This is a genomic window from Halomonas sp. GD1P12 (assembly GCF_025725645.1).
Classification (GTDB): domain Bacteria; phylum Pseudomonadota; class Gammaproteobacteria; order Pseudomonadales; family Halomonadaceae; genus Vreelandella.
Map to the genome: position 1 here is coordinate 2,712,989 of NZ_CP107007.1, position 17,748 is coordinate 2,730,736.

Sequence of the window (17,748 nt, forward strand, 5' to 3'; positions counted from 1 at the left end):
GACGCCCTCCTTCAATATCTGTCGGGGGAGCTGGTTTCGAATTCCCATTCCCGCATGCGCTGGGCCTTCTCGAACGACCGGCAGGCTTCAGTAAAGACTTTTCGATTCGATTCCCTGCTCAGCTCACGCATAACCTGCTGATAGGCAACTGGCGCGCACGTGATCGCATTCGCCTCTGGAACCGTTTCCTGCTCACAACCTACCAAGGCAACAGATGCCAAAAGTGGGATGATCTTCTTCATCGCAGCCTCCTTAGTAGCGATCTGCTGCGCTAGGTTGATAATTCCAGGTACGCATTTACCGCTCCCGCGCTTCCCCTCTGGCGTTAGCATCCAGTTCGGCGGCGAGACGGGCGGCTTCAGCGTTTTGCTGAGCAATCAACAAGCTACGGATTTGCAGAAGTTGGTTGGCCTGGTTGCTGGCGAGTTGGTTGGCGTAACCAATGGCGGCCAGTTGGCCATCCGCGCCCTGAGCAGCGGATTGCAAACGCTCAAGCTGTCGAGCATCAGACGCCAGGTTATCCTGTTGCTGATCCAGCCCCCGGAAGAGCGCATCGTTGGCCGCTTTTTGCGATTCAGACGCCAGGCGACGGTTTTCATCCATCGCTGCACGTTCGGCATCCGTGCAACCGCCGCCATTGAAGCAGGGGGAACTCCGGTAATACGCTACGTCCTGGAATTTGCCCAGGTAGGCATCAAGGCTGCCGAGCTGGTTCTGATAATGCTGAAGCGTATTGGTGGCTTGGATCAGATCATTAATCGTGGATTGTGCCCTGTCCCAGATATAGGCCGCTGGAGCCATGGTGTTTTGCAACTGGTTTTCATACTGCTGCAACTGCGTCTGGTACTGCTCGATCTGCTTGAGAGACTGTGAGACGGACTCCATCGCCGTCATAACGTTTTGTTGAAGGTTGGTGCCATCGACGACAGGGATGCCCGCTTGGGCAGGCATGGATGCGGTTAACGCCAAGGAAATGACCGCGACAGGAATTTTAGCCGCTAAAATTCGTTCTCTTCTCATGATTGAGTGCTCTTAGCTTCATCGTGACTAAGTTGCACTCACCAACCTGTAGCGGCTCGCTCATGAAGATTGCGAGCCACTACCCCTGCCGGAGAACCCAGCGGTGAAGTGTGGACCTCTACAGGGATAGCTCGTCACTTACTATCCCGGCGTCCGACCTGCGCGACACCGTCAGAACGCGCGGCCAATGGTTGTTGAACATCGGTGTCATTGTCCTGGGGAACGGTTAGGCTTCCCAAGGGTTAATCGCATCTACTGTTTGTTGCCGCCTTCCAAAGGGAAAGCACTATAGTGAACGTCCCTTTTGCTGTCTTTTTGCCCTCTTGGCGTCCATCTCTGCCCGTAACTTGGCTTTGCGGCGCTCTTGCTCGCTCGGCCCCCGTGGGGGCGGTGTCGGCGTCTTGCCCGCTTGTCCCTCAAGGTGAAGCACATCGGCCTGGGACGGCGATTGCAGCCGGTTCCGGCGCACCGGGGGTGGCGGCTGACCGATGGGCGGCACTCCCGCCCGTTTGCTTCGGGTCTTGGCCGGGGCGGTGCCCCCGCCGTTCGCCAGGGCTTGGCGGCGACGTTCCAGCCCGGCGTCCGCAAACCGGATAGGCAACTGTCCATCCGCTGCCGCCTTGATCACCCGCGCTTTGAACTCCGGCGAACCGTTCACGGTGATGCGCTCGCCGTAGCGTTCCATCGCCATCCTTAGCGCGTTCTGGATGCCTGCCTGGTCGGACTCCCTGGATACCTGTAGCCGGTCGCCATCGTCGCGCACGGCGCTGGCTCCGGCCCGGTAAATGATGGTGCCCTTCTTGGTGATGCTGTCGATCACCGGCGCATGGCCGGGCTTCGCCTGTCCCTCCCCCTTCAAGGTGTTGCCCTTGAGGCCCTGGGCAGCCTCTCTGGCTCGCAACGCGGCCAGGGCCTCGATATCGCCCTGCAAGGCTTCTCGTTTGAGCCAGTCGGCCCATGTGCGGCGCCCGTGGGTTTCATGAATCGCCTGGCGTTCCGCGCGGTACTGCTTCTGGATCGCGTCAATGTCGGCTTTAAGGGCGCTGCTGGCCTGCGCATACAACACCTTCTTGGTTAGACTGCCGCTGGTGAGCTTGATGGCCGCCCGCCGGGCCTTGCCCTTCTTCTTGGCGTTCTCAATCCGGCGGTCTTTCTGCCGCCGGACTTTGTCCAGGGCCGCCGTCTTGTTGGCTGCCGCGCTCTGCTGTTCTGATTTGAACCGGGCGTAAAGCTCGGTGATATTCACGCGCAGCCGTATCGGGTCTTTGCGGTACTGGCGGCGGGGCCTGCCCTGTTGCGCCTGGTCAGGCTCGAACGGGCCGAAACGGGCCTCCAGCTTCGGTTTGGAGAATTCCCGCCCCAAGGTGCTCGCCTTGACCGCCGCGTCATCACCGGCAACGACAACCAGCCCATTCCCCCGCGCCCGGAGTTCCAGGCCATTGTCACGCATGACCTGGTGCAGTTCAGCCCAGGACTGCGCGGTTCTGATGTTGTCCAAGCACTCGCGCTTGATCCAACCGATCAGGCTTTCAATACCGGCATGACGTTCCATGTCGGTGGCTCGCGACTCGGCGCCGCGTCGGCGCGGAATGTGGTTATCCTGCTGCAACCCGTAATCCCGTTCCATGACCTCGCATAACTCAGCCAGGGTCTGGTGTGGGTAGTAGGGTTCGTGGATGATGTTGCGCATGGGGTGGATCTTGTTGACGGCGATATGGATGTGCAGGTTTTCGGTATCGTTGTGGACGGCGCTAATGCGCTGATGCTCTCCAAAGCCCAGCCCCTTACAAATACGGTCCTCGATGGCCACCAGGGTATCGGCCTCAACCTGTTCCCCAGCCCGGAAGCTGACAATCAAGTGATAGGTCTTGTCGCTCTTCGCTCGGGTATTACCGAACTGGGTCGCTAGTACCTCGCTGACGGCATCCTGGACCGAATACGCCACACAGTTGGTCAGCCGTACCGCGCCAAGACGGTGCTCCTTGCTTTGCTCGTCGGTGATGTAGTTCACCAGACCAGCAAAGTCTGACTTGCCCAGGGAGCGTATGGGGACGTGTTTGGCGATCATGAGTGCCAGCCTCACATTTTAGCGGCTAAAAAATTACGACCTGGCCCTCGGCTGCACCACGGATTTCAATACCTGACTCATTTCCTCCTGAGTGGATTCGATCCTTCCGAGCAGGCTTAGGATGGTAGCCGCCCCGAAGTGAGCCGTTCTCACATCATCTGTCAGCCACAGCTTGAGCAAGCCTCCCAAACGCCCCAAGTCTCCATTTACACGAACCAGCTCACGGACATACTCGTAGTCCATAACGCCATTAACCTGATAACCCTGCCCCACTTCCCGCAGATAACAAGCAACGCTTAGCCCTGCCTGCCTGGCGTTGGACTCAATCAGTTCCCTCTCTTCCGGAAGGCAGTACACCTTGAGCGGAGTGCTGTTCTTCCGTGTCACTCTTTGCTTCACACTCATGCCAACTCCTATCTCAGATGCCATGCCTTACAGAGCAGAATTTCCGTTGAGCACCGCAGGTGCGAATAAGGACTAGTGAAGAGGAACACCACGCTTGCGGGGTGGGACTACTTCACACATCCTGCCCGCACTTCAGCGTTGATTTTTGTAGCTACGCCATGTGCAAAGCATCGCTATTTCTCAGCATTTCGTTGCACGGATCTGTTTTTCCTGTGCATCCGTGACAAACGGTCTCGCCCCCTGATGAAGTAGACATTTACGGCGATAGTGCTGCGCTCTAGAAGCGGTAAAGCAGCGATCTAACAGCGATTTCCCCATAGCGGTGTCCTTGCGCTTTCCACATTTAAATACACAGCTTTCCTCGCGGTTTCCGCAATGCCCCTCAAATGTCAATGAACCCGAAGCGCTGCCCCTCAAGTGTCAACACAGCTACCGAGCGAACCAGCTACTCAATCTCATTAGCTCACCATGGGGCATTTGATGTAACTGGCCTTTTCCTTCTTGGAGTAGAAACACGGCGAATGCCGATCATATATTTATTGAAATAGGTATTTACTAAGCTCATTACTTACTAGCTTCTTTATTTAGTAGCATCGGATCCTCCTCTTACGATTTTCCCGAAGACGGGTCGACCGTATTCGGAAAATCCGAACCTGGTGGATCAACGTCAAAGTCACCTGGCCGGTCAGTGACTAACCATGAGGTGCGTACGAACTTTCCGCATTCACCACGCTCCCGTTGAATGCACAGATATCCCGCCTGCTCTAGTTCCCTTAGCCCCGCTCTCGTAGCATCTCGACCAGAACCGACCTCCTTCTCTTTCGAAAGATGCGATAACCTGAGCTTCCAGTTATCCGGCAGAGAGAGCACAAATACCAAAATTCCCAAGGATTTCCATGAGATTCGCTGATCTCGAATCAACTCATTGTTGAGCGTAGTGAAGTTTGATCGCACTCGGCGTCGAATGATTGCAGTATCGTCCACGGCCCTGCCCCTCAAGCCTCGTCAATCAGTCCAGCAACATCAGTTGCACGAAAATAGACACGTCTTCCAACCTTCCTCTTGGCGGCATTCCATTTCACGGAAAACTCTGACTGGCTTTGCAACGATATTCGTAGCCCATCGGGACTGCGCTTCAACAATTCCGATAAATCGGTTAAAGATAGCAAAGGACCATAGCGTTCTAGCAACTGCTCTTCGGTTGTCATAACCATCTCCAGATAACGCAATTAAAGGCTTCGCTTTAAATATTTACGTTATCTTTAAAAAACTTTCAACACTTTATTATTATTTTTAAAGTATAGCTAAACACCAAGTTAAAAGTTTACCTATACTTTATCAAATCATCTTAACCAAGAAGTAAAAACTCATGTAAAAAACAAATAATCCCGTTTAATCAAGCGCTAAAAAACGGCTTGAGCGAGCTTTCTTAAATACAAGATTTAGTCACTGCAATTTTCATTGACACTTGGGGGAGGGGGGGGGGGGCGATGTTTATAACCAAAAAAACTCAAGCGAATGAGCATTTGTAAAAGTGTTACTAGCATGAGAACCGCTACGAAAGAGAAGATGATAACGGGTATTCGTACCACTGAGAGCACATCAGAAAGGCAGAAGAAACTTTAGCCGCTAAATTTTTCCTATCCGTTGCTGAAGGAATGATTACCTTTCAACAAATGTAGTATGTTGTATATTACTACATACTACATACTACCAATAACTCAAAGCTTTAATATCGACCAGAAGCTAATTTTTAGTCGCCTTTTATATAACGCCACCAATACGCACTAATCGCGTGCTTAGCATTATTATGTTTCTACTCTATTTTATGCTGAACTCTAGAAATAAAATGCACAACCATATTAACGTCCTGAGCGTTCTCCGCATGCCGATACCGCTCACTTTCCGAGAGGTCATCCCAGCCACTCAACATTGAAGGATCAATTCCCTTTCCAAGCAAGACTTCCTCGGGTGATAATTCAACAATGCTATACCCTAAACCTTTTATCTCTTTGTCTACATTAATACTAAAATCGACTGAAAGCCTCGATACTGCAGCCTTTAGCATTATATTAAAGATAACCTTGGATATTCTCTGATATAGCAATCGGCAGTTTTCGTTTTCAGTTAACGGATAGATAAGTTCATCGCCACTAAATTTTATATTGAACTTTGACAAGTTGGCATGCGCAAAAACATTCCGCAGCTTCCTCACACCAGAAGTCTTGTTATTCAAAAAATCATGTTCTACCTGATTTATCAGACCAGAGACATAAGACGTTTTGACTACCCCTTGGAATGAATCCCCAAAGTCATCAGCGCAAGCCTTTAGTATATTCTCGAGCATCCAGAACAAATAAGCCAAAGAGGCGCTTCCGTTATTTTCTATATTTTCCAAAAAGACCAATTGGTTTCCGTAATAACGTGAGTATAGCCATATGTAATCAATACACTTAGATTTACTATACATAGCTTGGCTTCCAATGCTCCTTTAAACATAACGCCTGTAGCACGCGCGGATTTGTGCTGAAGGCGCAGCCGCAACGAAAAAGCCGTCGACGTGTCTGCGATTGTCAGGCTTTCCTGGCATGTAGCACCTCCATGATAAAAACTACCAGTGTATGTGCAACATTTACAACAAGCCGAGCCTCAGCAACCACGATGCTTGGCGGGCTAGAGCCACGCCCATGAGCTGAGCCTATGTGTGACCTGAAAGCGCCTACACCATCAATAATTGAGGAAATTCCTTTCAGCACCTTGTGCTGGTCTGCGGCCAAGGTTTCATCAGCGTTCAAACTTAGATGAGGCTGGACCACTGCCCACAATGGCATAACGTTTAATTTACTCGGCGCCTCTAAGTTGAAACGCTCTATGTAAAACTTGAGAGCCGACTCAATGATCGAGCAGGCCGCAGTGACCGATGCGTGTGGGTCATTTTGAATATGCTCTACCGCTCTCTCAAACTCTTTTTCAATAGACGAAAAATTGCCCGACTTCAGATAGTCTTCTAATGTTTTAGAGATGGGAGTTGAACCGGCTTGAGCAATGTAGCCATTCAGTCGGTATGAAAGCTGATTTTTTGCTAAAGCCGATTTAATTCTCTCCTGTCCCTCTTTGATTCTTGAAGGCGAATCATCAAAGAACGATGACGGCGGCTCTTGGTCCATGTAGTTCTGAATAATTCTGCCAAGCACCTCAAGGGCGTCAACCTCTGGGTCATTATTGCAACGCTTTAGCCACTCACTGCATTTTCTTTCGCAATTCCCTTCCGGTGCATCACCGGGAGCACCGCTTTCCATAAACAGCGTTTCTAGCTTCGAGTGGCTATAGTAATGGCCTGCAATTACCGAGGCGACAGCCCCTATTACAGAATTTGGAATATTACCACTCAATCTCGGATCTCCATGAGCCTAACATATATTATTGTGCCGGCTGCATAACTCGGCTGAACCAGCATGCCGCTTTCGTCACGGTATCCGGCTTGGGTCTGAAGCCGCCTGATCGCTCTGCCTAGTTTTCTCTAGCTATTAATGTATTAGACCTCTCTCAGTCTATCCAGCTTCACGACCAAATCCTCGGCTCTCAAGTGCGTATACCGCCTTAACATCTGCATGGACTTGTGACCGCTGATCGCGGCGACCTCCTGGTCAGATAGTCCTGCTTCTACTAATCGGCTGACTGCCTCATGTCTCAAGTCGTGGAAGCGAAAATCATCAAGTCCAGCCTTCTTTTTCGCCTGATTCCAGAGCTTCGTGTAGGCGTAGGGGCCGCGCTTTCCGTCCCTGCCAAGCTTACCGAAGAACACCAAGTCACAGTCAAGCGGGCGTACCGGGTTGCTCAGCGCCTGCTTGAACACCTCGGTGGCCGCTTGGGTCAGCGGCACCAATCGGGCCTCGTTGTTCTTGGTGTCCGTGAGACGCACCACGCGGCGTTTCACGTCGACTTGCGAGCGAGTGAGGTTCAGGATCTCCGACGAGCGCATGCCCGTCTCTAGGGCGATTCTGGCGATCCAGGCCAGCATGGGGTTGCTTTGCTGCCGTAGCACGGCGAACAAGCGCTTCTCCTCGTCGGGGCTAAGGCGCCTATCGCGGCCTTCTCCAGGGCTGGGTTTGCGGATGTTCTGGACGGGGTTATAGGTCAGGCCGAGGCCCCATTCCTGGATGGCCACGGTGTAGAGGTGTCCAAGTAGAGCAAGCTCCAGGCGCACGGTACTGGGGCTGATTAACTCCCCTCGGCGTCCCAAAGTGTTTAAACGCTTGTCACGGTAGTTAGCGACTAGCTCAGGCGTCAGCGCTGCGAGGGAGTATTTGCCCAAGTGCTCGATCAGCGTGTTGGCCTTGTGGCATTCGCTCTTTTGGGTACTGGGTTTCTTGGTAGGGGTAACGTCGGCGAGGTAGCGCTTGAGGGCGGCTTCGAGCGTCATGCGCTCCGAGGCACTGCGCTGGATATAGACACCACGTACCATTTCGTCTTCAGTGCGGCGTGCCCAATCCTGAGCATCACGTTTGGTACGGAAAGTCTTTGCAGTGGTTGGCCAACCCGATTTGCGGATGACGGCTTTCCAGGTTGCAGAGGGGGTCTTGACAATGGTGGCCATGAAAATCTCCAGGGGGCTGAAGAATCGGTACTGTACCGAAAATGTACCCTTGGACTATGGGACTCACCAGAGATAATTCGTAAGATGCTGATTTTAATGGTGGGCCCAGTAGGACTTGAACCTACGACCAAGGGATTATGAGTCCCCTGCTCTAACCAACTGAGCTATAGGCCCGAAAAGCGTGCATATCATAGCGAATGTGGCGGGGCGAGGCTACCCTTGGGGCGCTATCTTGCGATGACCACGGCACTTTTACCCGAGGGGCGAGTCTGCTGTGGAGTCCTTACTGTGGAGACATGCCATGAAAGCCTTGTTTGCTCTTGTACCGCTGATGCTGGCGGCTCCTGCCTTTGCGGATTGGCAGCTGGATTCGAGCCAGTCCCAGGTGCAGGCGAGTATCACGCAGCTCGACGGCCCTTCGCCGCAAACCCATCATCATCAGGTGCGCAACCTTCAGGGCACCATCTCGCCGGACGGTACCCTGACCTTGCCGCTCAGGCTCAACCAAACCGACCTGCTCTCACGCTTTGGGGATCTGCCGGTGTGGGCGCGGCTGTTGGCCGACTCCACTCTGGTAACGCTGACCGCCCAGATGCCGCCGGAGCGCCTAGACGCGCTGGATATCGGTGAGTCGATGGTCGAGACGCTCACCTTTCGCGTACAAAACGAAGGCATCAACCGCCAGGAACAGGTGCCGCTTCGCTTTACCCGCGAGGGCCTGAACCAGGTGCGGGTGACTCACGCCGAACCGATGGAACTGGATGGCAGCACGCTGATGGCGAATAACACGGTGCGCAGCGTCATGTCGCTGCTGGGCTACCAGCAGATCGCCGACCACGTGCCGGTCACTTTGGACGCGGTGTTGATCAACCGCTAGCCATCAGGCACTCACCGCCCGGCGCACGTTGGCGATCAGCGGGCTGCCGGTATCCGGGTCGGTGAGCAGCGTGCAGTCGACTTGGTAGAGCGTGCGTACCAAAGCCGGCGTGACGACTTGTGAGGGCGCGCCTTCGGCGACGATGCGCCCATCACACATGGCGATGAGGTGGTCGGCGTAGCGGCAGGCGCTGGCCAGGTCGTGCAGTACCATCACCACGGTGCGGCCTTCACTGGCCAGCTTTTGCACCAGTTCGAACACCTCGATCTGGTGGCCGAGATCCAGCGCCGAGGTGGGCTCGTCGAGCAGTAACAGCGGCGTTTGCTGGGCGATAGTCATGGCGATCCAGGCGCGCTGACGCTGCCCGCCGGAGAGCGCCTCGAGCGGGCGGTCGGCCAACGCCTCGAGCCCGGCGGCGGTGAGCGCGTACTGCACGATCTTTTGATCTTCCGGCGACCATTGGCGCAGCCACCCCTGGTGGGGCTGGCGGCCAAAGCGGATCAGCTCGGTCACGGTCAGCCCTTCCGGGGCGATCGCCTCCTGGGGCAGCAGCGCAAGCTGTTTGGCCAGGGTTTTGGCGGGAAGCGTCTGAATATCGGCGCCGTCGAGCAGCACCGCGCCGCTTTCCGGCTTGTGCAGCCGGGAAAGCCCGGCGAGCAGCGTGGATTTACCGCAGCCGTTGGGCCCAACGATCGCGGTCACCTTGCCGCTCGGCAGGTCAAGCGCCAGCTCACGGATCACCCGGCGGGCGCCGTAGCTCATGTCCAGCGCCTGGGTCGAAAGTGTGGGCGCCGGCGTGTCGTGGGACGTGCTCATGGGCGGCTCCTTTGTGGGCGCATCAGTATCCATAAAAGCCAGGGGCCCCCGACCACGGCGGTCACGATGCCCACGGGAATCTCGATCGGCGCGAGCAGCGTGCGCCCGGCCAGATCCGCCAGCACCATGACCAGGGCGCCGGCGAGCGCGGCGGCCAGCACCGGCACGTGGCGCGAACTTGAAAGCGAGCGGGCAATTTCCGGGCCGATCAGCGCCACCATGCCCACGGGGCCGGCCACCGCCACGGCCAAGCCCGTGAGCACCACGGAAAGGGCAAGCACCTGAATCCGGCAGGCTTTCACCTTCACGCCCAGGCCGCTGGCGACGGCGTCTCTAAAGCGCAGAATCGACAGCGACCGCGCCAGCCCCATCGCCAGCACCACGCCGACAGAAAGCCCCGCGGCCAGCAGCCATACAGCGCCCGGCGAGCGGGCGTTGAGCGTGCCGACGGTCCAGGGGTAGGCGGCGTTGGCGGTGTCGATCGGCACGCGGGCAAGATAGAACTGGGTGAGCGCGCCGAAGACCGCGCCCACGCCGATACCGGCGACGATGAAACGATACCCTTGGGTGCCGCTGCCGGCGGAAAGCCCGAAGGTGATGGCGGCGGCGGTGGCCGCCCCGGCCAGCGCCATGGCCGGCGGGGCGATGGTCACGCCTACGCCGATGACCGAGGCAATGGCGAAGGCCGTGGCGCCGTTGTCGATGCCGATGATGCCCGGCGTTGCCAGCCGGTTGCCCGCCAGGGTCTGCATCAGCACGCCCGCCAGCGCAAAGGCGGCGCCGGTCAGGCAGGCCGCGGCCAGCCTTGGCAGACGAAGCTCCGACACCATGAAGGTGGCCATCATGTCGCCTCGGCCGACCAGCGCCGGGATGACCTCGCTCACGGACAGCGGCACGCTGCCAAAGCTCAAATACGCCACCCCGGCGATCAACAGGGCAAGCAAAAGCCCCAGATTGACCGCCACGGCGCGGCGCTCGAGCAGCACGCTATAGATATTCTCCCTGCCCTGCCAGGCCAGGCACCAGTAGCCCGGCGGCGCGTCATTCACGGCGCGCGGTTGAGAGGTGGCCCCCGAGAGGTACTCGGAGGTGGCGGTCGTTTTGGAAGCCATGGTCACTGATGGAGTCGTCACTGGATAAATCGCCGGCAAATAAAAGAGCGTTATGGCTAAACACAGGTATCTCTAAAAACGGGTATCGAGGCGCGGCGGCTAAGCGCGAGCATTAAAGCATGGGCAAACGCCGCGCGCGAACCACGGCGATCAGCACCGGCGCGCCGCATAGCGCGGTCAACACCCCTAACGGAAGCTCCGAGGGCGCCACCACCACCCGTGAGATGATATCGGCACTCACCACGATCAACGGCCCAATGGGAAGGCAGAACCAGAGCGTACGGCGAATGTCTGGCCCCGCCAGGGCGCGGGCGACGAACGGCACCACCAGGCCGACGAAGGCGATCGGCCCGGCAATCGCCGTGGCCGCGCCGACCAACAGCGCAACGCTGCCAATCACGATCCAGCGGATCAAGCCGGGGCGATGGCCAAGCCCGGAGGCGGCGCGCTCACCGAGCGCCAGCGCCGCCAGGGGCCGCGCGGTCACCGCAACCGCGACTGCGGCCACGGCTAGACTCGGCAGCACGCTGACCAGGTCATCCAAACGCCGCCCGGCTAGGCTGCCGACCACCCAGAAGCGAATCTCGTCCGCCGCGCGCTGATCATACAAAAGCAGCAGCGAGGTCAGCGAGCCCAAAAGCCCGGAAAACGCGGCCCCCGCCAGCACCAGCCGCACCGGGTCGTTGCCCACGCCCCGAAACCGCGCCACGCTCATCACGCAGATACAGCCGGCCAGCGCACCGAGCTGGGCCACGGAAATGCGCAGCGTCGCAGCACTCGCCCCCAGCACCAGCGCCAGCGCCACGGCAAAGGCGGCGCCGGCGCTCACGCCCAGAAGTCCGGGCTCCGCCAGCGGATTACGCGACACCGCCTGCAACAGCGCCCCGGCCACGCCCAGCGCCATGCCCACCACGATGCCAATCAGCGTGCGCGGCGCACGAAGCTCCCACATCACAAAGCGCACCTCATCGTCGGCGCTACCCTGCAAAAACGCCAGAATGCGCGTCGGGCCAACGCTGCCCGCGCCGATCAACAGGCTCAACGCGCTCACCGCCACGAGGGCGGTGAGCAGAGCCAGCATCAAATGGCGTGGCGAGCGGCGCGCGAGAGAGCCGCTCACCGCACTGGCAAGGCTGGTCACGGCAGCAGTGCGTCTTCGATATCATCGAGAATGGCCAGCGCCGCCAGCGGGCCGCTGGCGCTGCTCCAGAGCTGGCCATCGACGGGCACGACGTGCTCCTGCTGCGCGACGTTCAGGCGCGAGAAGGCGGCGCTTTCACGCGCGGCATCCAGCGCCTGCTGGCCCTCTTCATTGAGGGTGGCCAGAAACAGCCAGTCGCCATCGACCATGGAGAGGTTTTCAAGGCTCAGCACGTCGCTGTGAGCGCTGCCCTCTTCGATCAGACCGGCGTCGCTGACGTTCACGCCCACGCGGTTGAGAAGCCCGGTAGCGATCAGGTTTTCGGACATCACCATGGCGCCGCTCGGCATCCAGCGCACCACATAAGCGCTTTCGTCCGGGTGGTTTTCTGCAATACGCGTGGAAAGCGCGTCGACACGCTCGTCGACGGCGGTGATCGCCTCTTCGACGGCGCTTTGGCGGTTGAGCGCTTCACCGAACAGGCGCGCTTCTCTCTCCCAGTTGTCCGGCTTGAACCCATTGCCCGGGGGCACCACGGTCGGCGCGATGCGCGAGAGCAGCTGGTACTGCTCTTCGGGCAGCTGCGGTGCGGCCAGAATCAGGTCCGGCTGCTGGGCAAGCACCGCTTCGATGTTGATTTCACGCACCACGCCCACGACTTCCGGACGCTCGCCGTCGAACGCTTGAGTAAAGTAGTCGGTGATATAGTCGGCGACATCGGTGCCGCCGCGGGTGGTCACCGCGCCCAGCGGCACGATACCGGCGGCGATGGAGGCGTCGAGTGCGCCTTCGTACACCGTGACGACCCGCTCCGGGGTGCCGTCCACCTCGACCTCGCCATAGGCGGTGTCGAGCGTACGCGCCTGGGCCTGGCTCGTCAGTAACGCGCCCATCAGTGCCCCGGCCAGCCCCACACGCCACGCCGCGTTGAACGTCGTTGCCTTCATCGTACCGCGCGCTTTACCCGCCATTTGACTCTCCTGAGAACGCCTGCCATTTATCGATGGCGATGATAATAACGATTCTCAAAAGCGATTGCATTACCATCCTGCCGAATGGCTCGTTCCACTTTTAGCAATTCGCTCACAATGGCAGCGCCGTGCGTAAGGCCATATCGATAACGTGCTAAAAGTTCCCTTTTTTGCAACGCATCGTTCCTTATTTTTATCTCGATATTGGGAACTCTTGTTTTTAGACTCTCGATCGCATTTGATAACAAATATCATTCAAACCAAAACATCGATCGCATCGGTCTTCAAGATCGTTCTTCAAGTAAGGGTTGTTTCATGGCTCGTTTTACTCGCACCGCCCTCGCCAGCGCCATTGCGCTGGGAACCACCGCCGGCGCCGCACACGCCCAGCAAAGCGCGACCCACCTGGACAGCATGGTCGTGACCGCCGCCGGCTACGAGCAAACGCTCAACAACGCCCCGGCGAGCATCTCGGTCGTGACGCGTCAGGAGCTGGAGCAGAACCAGTTCTCCAGCATCGCCGAGGCGATTCGTGACGTACCGGGCGTGGACGTACGGGCGGGCACGGGCAAAACCGGCGGTCAGAGCATTTCGATTCGCGGTATGCCCAGCGACTATACGCTGATCCTGATCGACGGCCGCCGCCAGAACACCTCCGGGGACGTGACGCCGAACGGCTTTGGCTCGACCGCCACCAGCTTCATGCCGCCGCTTTCCGCTATCGAGCGTATCGAGGTCATTCGCGGGCCGATGTCCACGCTTTACGGCTCTGACGCCCTCGGCGGGGTAGTCAACATCATCACTCGCCGCGTCGGCACCGACTGGGCGGGCTCGGTCACCGTCGGAAACACCTTCCAGGAGGACCGCGACGCGGGCAACAGCTCGACGCTGAATCTTTACGCCACCGGCCCACTCATCGAGGATACCCTTGGCGTGCAGCTGCGTGGGCGCGTGTTCGATCGCGACAGCTCCGAGCGGCTGGTAGAAGAGAGCGTCGGCCGTGACCCGCGCCCGTCCGAGGCGCGTATCTACTCCATCGGCGGCCGGCTCAGCTTCACGCCCAACGACACCCACGAGATCTGGCTCGACGCCGAGCGCGCCCGCCAGGTCTACGACAATACCGACTGCCGGCTGGGTAGCCGCGACGGCCTGCGCCGCAACGACTGCGAAACGCCCGCCCCCACCGAGTTCTTTGGCTACGAGGACGAGCTTCGCTTCCATCGCGACCAGATCGCGCTGGGCCACTCCGCGCGCCTTGCCGCAGGGACCTGGGACACCAGCATCACGCGCAACGAAACCGAATCGCTTGGCCGCACGCTGCCCGCCGGCAACGCGCCGGACTACGGCTACTTCGCCCTGGGCGGCGAGCCGCGCACGCTGGAAAACCGCGACGTCGTCGTCGATACCAAATTCGTCGCACCGCTTGACGCGCACATGCTCACGGTGGGCGGCCAATACATCGACGCCGACCTACGTGATGCCACCGCTGGCAACGAGGAGTTCAGCCAGTCGAGCTGGGCGCTATTCGTCGAGGACGAGTGGTTCTTGCGTGATGATCTGGCGCTGACGCTGGGTGGGCGCTACGAGCATCACGACGCCTTCGGCGGCCACTTCAGCCCGCGGGGGTATCTGGTGTGGAACACCACCGACGAGTGGACGCTCAAGGGCGGTATCAGCCAGGGCTACAAAACGCCGACGCTCAATCAGCTTCACGACGGCGTGAACGGCTTTGGCAACCAGGGCAAGTCCGCGAGCCTGGGGTCGCCAAATCTCGAACCGGAAAAAAGCACCAACTACGAAATCGGCGCGATTTACGACAATCTCGACGGCTTCTCCGCCGGCGCCACGGTGTTCTTCACCCAGTTCCGCGACCGCATCTCAAGCGGCGACGACATTCCCAACTGCCAGTTCATCGACAGCGACGGCAACCGGCCCTTCGCGAACGCGGCCAACTGCATCAGCGTGGGCGATTTCGTCAGTCAGGACAGCTTCAACCGCTCCGTCAACGTCGACCGCGCCGAAACCCGCGGCGTCGAGTTGATCTCGAGCTACCAGTTCGACCCGGCCTGGCGCGTGAGCGGTGGCTACACCTTCACCGATACCGAAGTGACCTCCGGCGATAACGAAGGACAAAAGCTGACCAACGCGCCCAAACACAAGCTGACTGCGGACCTTTCCTGGGCGATCACCCCGCAGTGGAGCACGACTCTTGAGGGCGAGTACTACTCTTCCCGCGAGCGCTTCTCCGGCAACGTGTCGGGTAACTCCGCCGCGCTGGTCGAGCAGCTGGGCAACAAGCTCGACGGCTACGAGCTTTTCAACCTGCGCTCGACCTACCGTTTCACCGATAGCCTGCGTCTGACCGGCACGGTGTATAACCTGTTCGACAAGGACTTCGCCGGCTACGACACCTACGACTTCGACGGCGAAACGTATATCGCCTACGACTATACCCAGACCGGTCGCGCCACCGACGGCGTGGCACTCGATGGTCGCAGCTACTGGCTCTCCGCGACCTACGAGTTCTAGGCAGCGCTGCGCTCGCAAGCAGCTCGCTTGATCTCGCTTGTTGATTCAGCCCCGGCCCTGGCCGGGGCTTTTTCGTGCGCACGAAAAAACGGCTACCCGAAGGTAGCCGTTTGAGATGAAGCGCCAAGGATTTTAAAAGCAAGCTTTAAAAGAGCGCTTCGAAAGAGCCTTAAAAGTCGACGTTCAGGCCCAGCCAGAAGCGGCGGCCGTCTTCGGCGTAGCTGTAGTCGTCGGGGCGGATCGTCTTGTCGAACAGGTTGTAGATACCGGCACTCACCGTGGTGGTGTCGTTCAAATCATAGCCAAAACCGGTATCGACGAGGGTATAGGACGGCGCGACCAGCGAGCCCGAGGAGCGACCGCCGGTGGGCTGGCTCTCTTCGCCGCGGTAGGTGACCCGCGTCCAATGGCTCAGTTGGCTGTCGATCTGCCAGTCGAGCGAGGCGGCCACTTCGTGCTTGGGCAGCTGGGTCAGCGGGTTGCCCTCGAACTCGCCGCTTTTCTGCTCGGAGTCGGTGTAGGTGTAGCTGCCGCTGAGCGAGATCGCATCGGTGATCGGCGCGCCGAGGCTCGCCTCCACGCCCTGGGTGACGGCCTCATCGACGTTCACGCGGTAGGTCGGGTCGCTGCCGAAGTCGTTGGCGCCGTCCGGGCAGACCGCGATCGGGCAGCCGATACGGGTGATCTTGTCGTCGAAATCGTTGTGGAACAGCGTGAAGCTGCCGTTGAGGCCGGCTTCGTTGCCGTAGAGCAGCGCGATCTCCTTGTTGAGCGAGGTTTCGGGCTCGAGATCCGGATTGCCGTAGATATTACCGCCGCGGCTGACCTGCCCCCAGCCGGGGGTGATTTCACGCAGCGCCGGGGCGCGGAAACCGGTGGAAACGCCGCCTTTCAGCGTCCAGTCCGGCGTCATGTTCCAGACGCTGTAAAGCCTGGGGCTTAGGTGGCTGCCGAAGTTCTCGTCCTTGTCCAGACGCAGGCCACCGGTCAGCGCCCAGGTGGGCGCGAGCATCCACTCGTCCTCGGCGAACAGCGCCCAGCGGTACTGGTCGATCTGTTCGAGATCGGAAATCTGGTTGGTGGTGCCGTCGTCGAGCTCCTCTTCTTCGTAGCTCGCCCCGACGGTGACCATGTGCGCACCCAGCGGCAGTACCGCGGTGGATTTCGCCGTGGTGTTGGTGATCTCGATTTCGCGCGAATCGTTTTCGCTGCTTTCCCGCTGCAGGTAGGTTTCCGTGGTGCCCCAGCCGAAGCTGCCGCTGTGGGTCAGCGCAACGTGCTCGTGGGTGTACTCGTTGAAGCTGTCGGTGCATGGCCCGCGGCAGCCCTCGGCGGGGGCCGATTTGCCGACCCGGGAGCGGCGGTCCTGTTCGGTCACGCCCGCCTCGAGGCTGAAATCGTGATTGTCGCTGGCGTCCAGGCTCAGCTTGGCGGTCAGGCTCTGCAGGCTTCGCTCCTCGTAGCCGTCGACGATGTCGTCCTCGTCGCGCTCGGAGGCGCGGCCATACACCTCGAGCCCGAGAATATCCTGCACCAGCGGGCCGCCGGCGTAGAAGTTGGCCTGGCGGCTGTCGCCGGACTCGCTGTTCTCCTGAATGACGGTGTCGATCTGTACGTTGCCGTGCCAGCTGTCGGCCACGGTGCGGGTGATCACGTTGATGACCCCGCCGATGGCGTCGGAGCCGTACAGGGTCGACATCGGTCCGCGCACGACTTCGATACGCTCGATCGCCTGCAGCGGCGGCAGCCAATCCTGCTCGAAACCGCCGCTGCCGTTGGGTCGCGTCTCGCGGGTGTTTTGTGGCCGACCATCGACGAGAATCAGGGTATATTCAGAGGGCATGCCGCGAATCGAAATATCGTTACCGTTATCCCCGGCGCCCCCACCGGTCACGATGAGCCCGGGTACGTTACGCAGCGCGTCGGTGACATCCTGATAATGACCACGCTCGATATCCTCACGGCTGAGCACGCTGATGGACGCCGGTGCATTGGTGATTTGTTGCTCGAAGCCGGCCGCCGTGACCACGACATTGTTCAACGAGGTGCTTTGCTGAGCCCAGGCCGGGACGGCGACCAAAGAGGAGATCGCGCTCGCCAGCAGCGTTTTGCGCAAGGGGAGTGACATGACGCAGTTCCTATGAAGATCCGGGTATCGTAATAGTGTTATCGTTCTCTGAATGCTAATAATTAGCATTCACATACTCTCACA

General features: G+C 58.8%; 15 protein-coding genes and 1 tRNA gene. 2 read left to right on the forward strand and 14 right to left on the reverse strand.

Annotated features, from left to right (window positions below; translation table 11 throughout):
* Positions 1 to 11 precede the first annotated feature (11 nt).
* The 9 genes from trbK to OCT39_RS12455 form a co-directional block, all read right to left on the reverse strand.
* Positions 12 to 242, reverse strand: a complete 231-nt coding sequence (gene trbK / locus OCT39_RS12415; protein WP_263584780.1) for an entry exclusion lipoprotein TrbK — start codon at positions 240 to 242, stop codon at positions 12 to 14.
* A 55-nt stretch (positions 243 to 297) separates the two neighbouring features.
* Positions 298 to 1,020 (reverse strand): P-type conjugative transfer protein TrbJ, encoded by a 723-nt coding sequence (gene trbJ / locus OCT39_RS12420; protein ID WP_263584781.1) that lies wholly within the window; start codon positions 1,018 to 1,020, stop codon positions 298 to 300.
* A 286-nt stretch (positions 1,021 to 1,306) separates the two neighbouring features.
* Positions 1,307 to 3,088 carry a TraI/MobA(P) family conjugative relaxase gene (traI, locus tag OCT39_RS12425; protein ID WP_263584782.1) on the reverse strand — a complete coding sequence of 594 codons (1,782 nt, stop codon included), beginning with the start codon at positions 3,086 to 3,088 and terminating at the stop codon, positions 1,307 to 1,309.
* A gap of 33 nt (positions 3,089 to 3,121) precedes the next feature.
* A complete protein-coding gene (gene traJ / locus OCT39_RS12430) occupies positions 3,122 to 3,493 on the reverse strand; it encodes a conjugal transfer transcriptional regulator TraJ (RefSeq protein WP_263584783.1) in 372 nt (123 codons plus the stop codon).
* Between the two features lie 995 nt (positions 3,494 to 4,488).
* A complete protein-coding gene (locus tag OCT39_RS12435; RefSeq protein ID WP_263584784.1) occupies positions 4,489 to 4,701 on the reverse strand; it encodes a DNA-binding protein in 213 nt (70 codons plus the stop codon).
* Positions 4,702 to 5,309: 608 nt separating this feature from the next.
* Positions 5,310 to 5,900, reverse strand: a complete 591-nt coding sequence (locus OCT39_RS12440; protein ID WP_263584785.1) for a hypothetical protein — start codon at positions 5,898 to 5,900, stop codon at positions 5,310 to 5,312.
* 166 nt (positions 5,901 to 6,066) lie between these two features.
* Positions 6,067 to 6,885: an abortive infection family protein gene (locus OCT39_RS12445; protein WP_263584786.1), complete on the reverse strand. Its 819-nt coding sequence runs from the start codon at positions 6,883 to 6,885 to the stop codon at positions 6,067 to 6,069.
* A gap of 143 nt (positions 6,886 to 7,028) precedes the next feature.
* Positions 7,029 to 8,090: a site-specific integrase gene (locus OCT39_RS12450; RefSeq protein WP_263584787.1), complete on the reverse strand. Its 1,062-nt coding sequence runs from the start codon at positions 8,088 to 8,090 to the stop codon at positions 7,029 to 7,031.
* 97 nt (positions 8,091 to 8,187) lie between these two features.
* Positions 8,188 to 8,264 (reverse strand) — tRNA-Ile (locus tag OCT39_RS12455).
* 127 nt (positions 8,265 to 8,391) lie between these two features.
* Between OCT39_RS12455 and OCT39_RS12460 the strand changes: the two genes are divergently transcribed.
* Positions 8,392 to 8,967 (forward strand): hypothetical protein, encoded by a 576-nt coding sequence (locus tag OCT39_RS12460; protein ID WP_263584788.1) that lies wholly within the window; start codon positions 8,392 to 8,394, stop codon positions 8,965 to 8,967.
* Between the two features lie 3 nt (positions 8,968 to 8,970).
* On the opposite strand, the gene OCT39_RS12465 is transcribed toward OCT39_RS12460, so the two are convergent.
* From OCT39_RS12465 to OCT39_RS12480, 4 genes are all read right to left on the reverse strand, one after another.
* Entirely contained in the window at positions 8,971 to 9,783 is an 813-nt protein-coding gene (locus OCT39_RS12465) for an ABC transporter ATP-binding protein (RefSeq protein ID WP_263584789.1), read from the reverse strand.
* Positions 9,780 to 10,895: a FecCD family ABC transporter permease gene (locus OCT39_RS12470; protein ID WP_263584790.1), complete on the reverse strand. Its 1,116-nt coding sequence runs from the start codon at positions 10,893 to 10,895 to the stop codon at positions 9,780 to 9,782. The genes OCT39_RS12465 and OCT39_RS12470 overlap by 4 nt, the downstream gene beginning before the upstream one ends.
* Positions 10,896 to 11,007: 112 nt before the next feature.
* The gene (locus OCT39_RS12475; RefSeq protein WP_263587337.1) at positions 11,008 to 11,976 is read right to left on the reverse strand and encodes a FecCD family ABC transporter permease; all 969 of its coding nucleotides are present in this window, start codon (positions 11,974 to 11,976) and stop codon (positions 11,008 to 11,010) included.
* Between the two features lie 56 nt (positions 11,977 to 12,032).
* Positions 12,033 to 13,007, reverse strand: coding sequence for an ABC transporter substrate-binding protein (locus OCT39_RS12480; RefSeq protein ID WP_412031122.1), 975 nt, complete (start codon positions 13,005 to 13,007; stop codon positions 12,033 to 12,035).
* 315 nt (positions 13,008 to 13,322) lie between these two features.
* On the opposite strand from OCT39_RS12480, the gene OCT39_RS12485 reads away from it, so the two are divergent.
* The gene (locus tag OCT39_RS12485; RefSeq protein ID WP_263584791.1) at positions 13,323 to 15,536 is read left to right on the forward strand and encodes a TonB-dependent receptor domain-containing protein; all 2,214 of its coding nucleotides are present in this window, start codon (positions 13,323 to 13,325) and stop codon (positions 15,534 to 15,536) included.
* Positions 15,537 to 15,705: 169 nt separating this feature from the next.
* Here OCT39_RS12485 and OCT39_RS12490 read toward each other — a convergent pair whose 3' ends face one another.
* The gene (locus OCT39_RS12490) at positions 15,706 to 17,664 is read right to left on the reverse strand and encodes a ligand-gated channel protein (RefSeq protein WP_263584792.1); all 1,959 of its coding nucleotides are present in this window, start codon (positions 17,662 to 17,664) and stop codon (positions 15,706 to 15,708) included.
* Between the last annotated feature and the right edge of the window lie 84 nt (positions 17,665 to 17,748).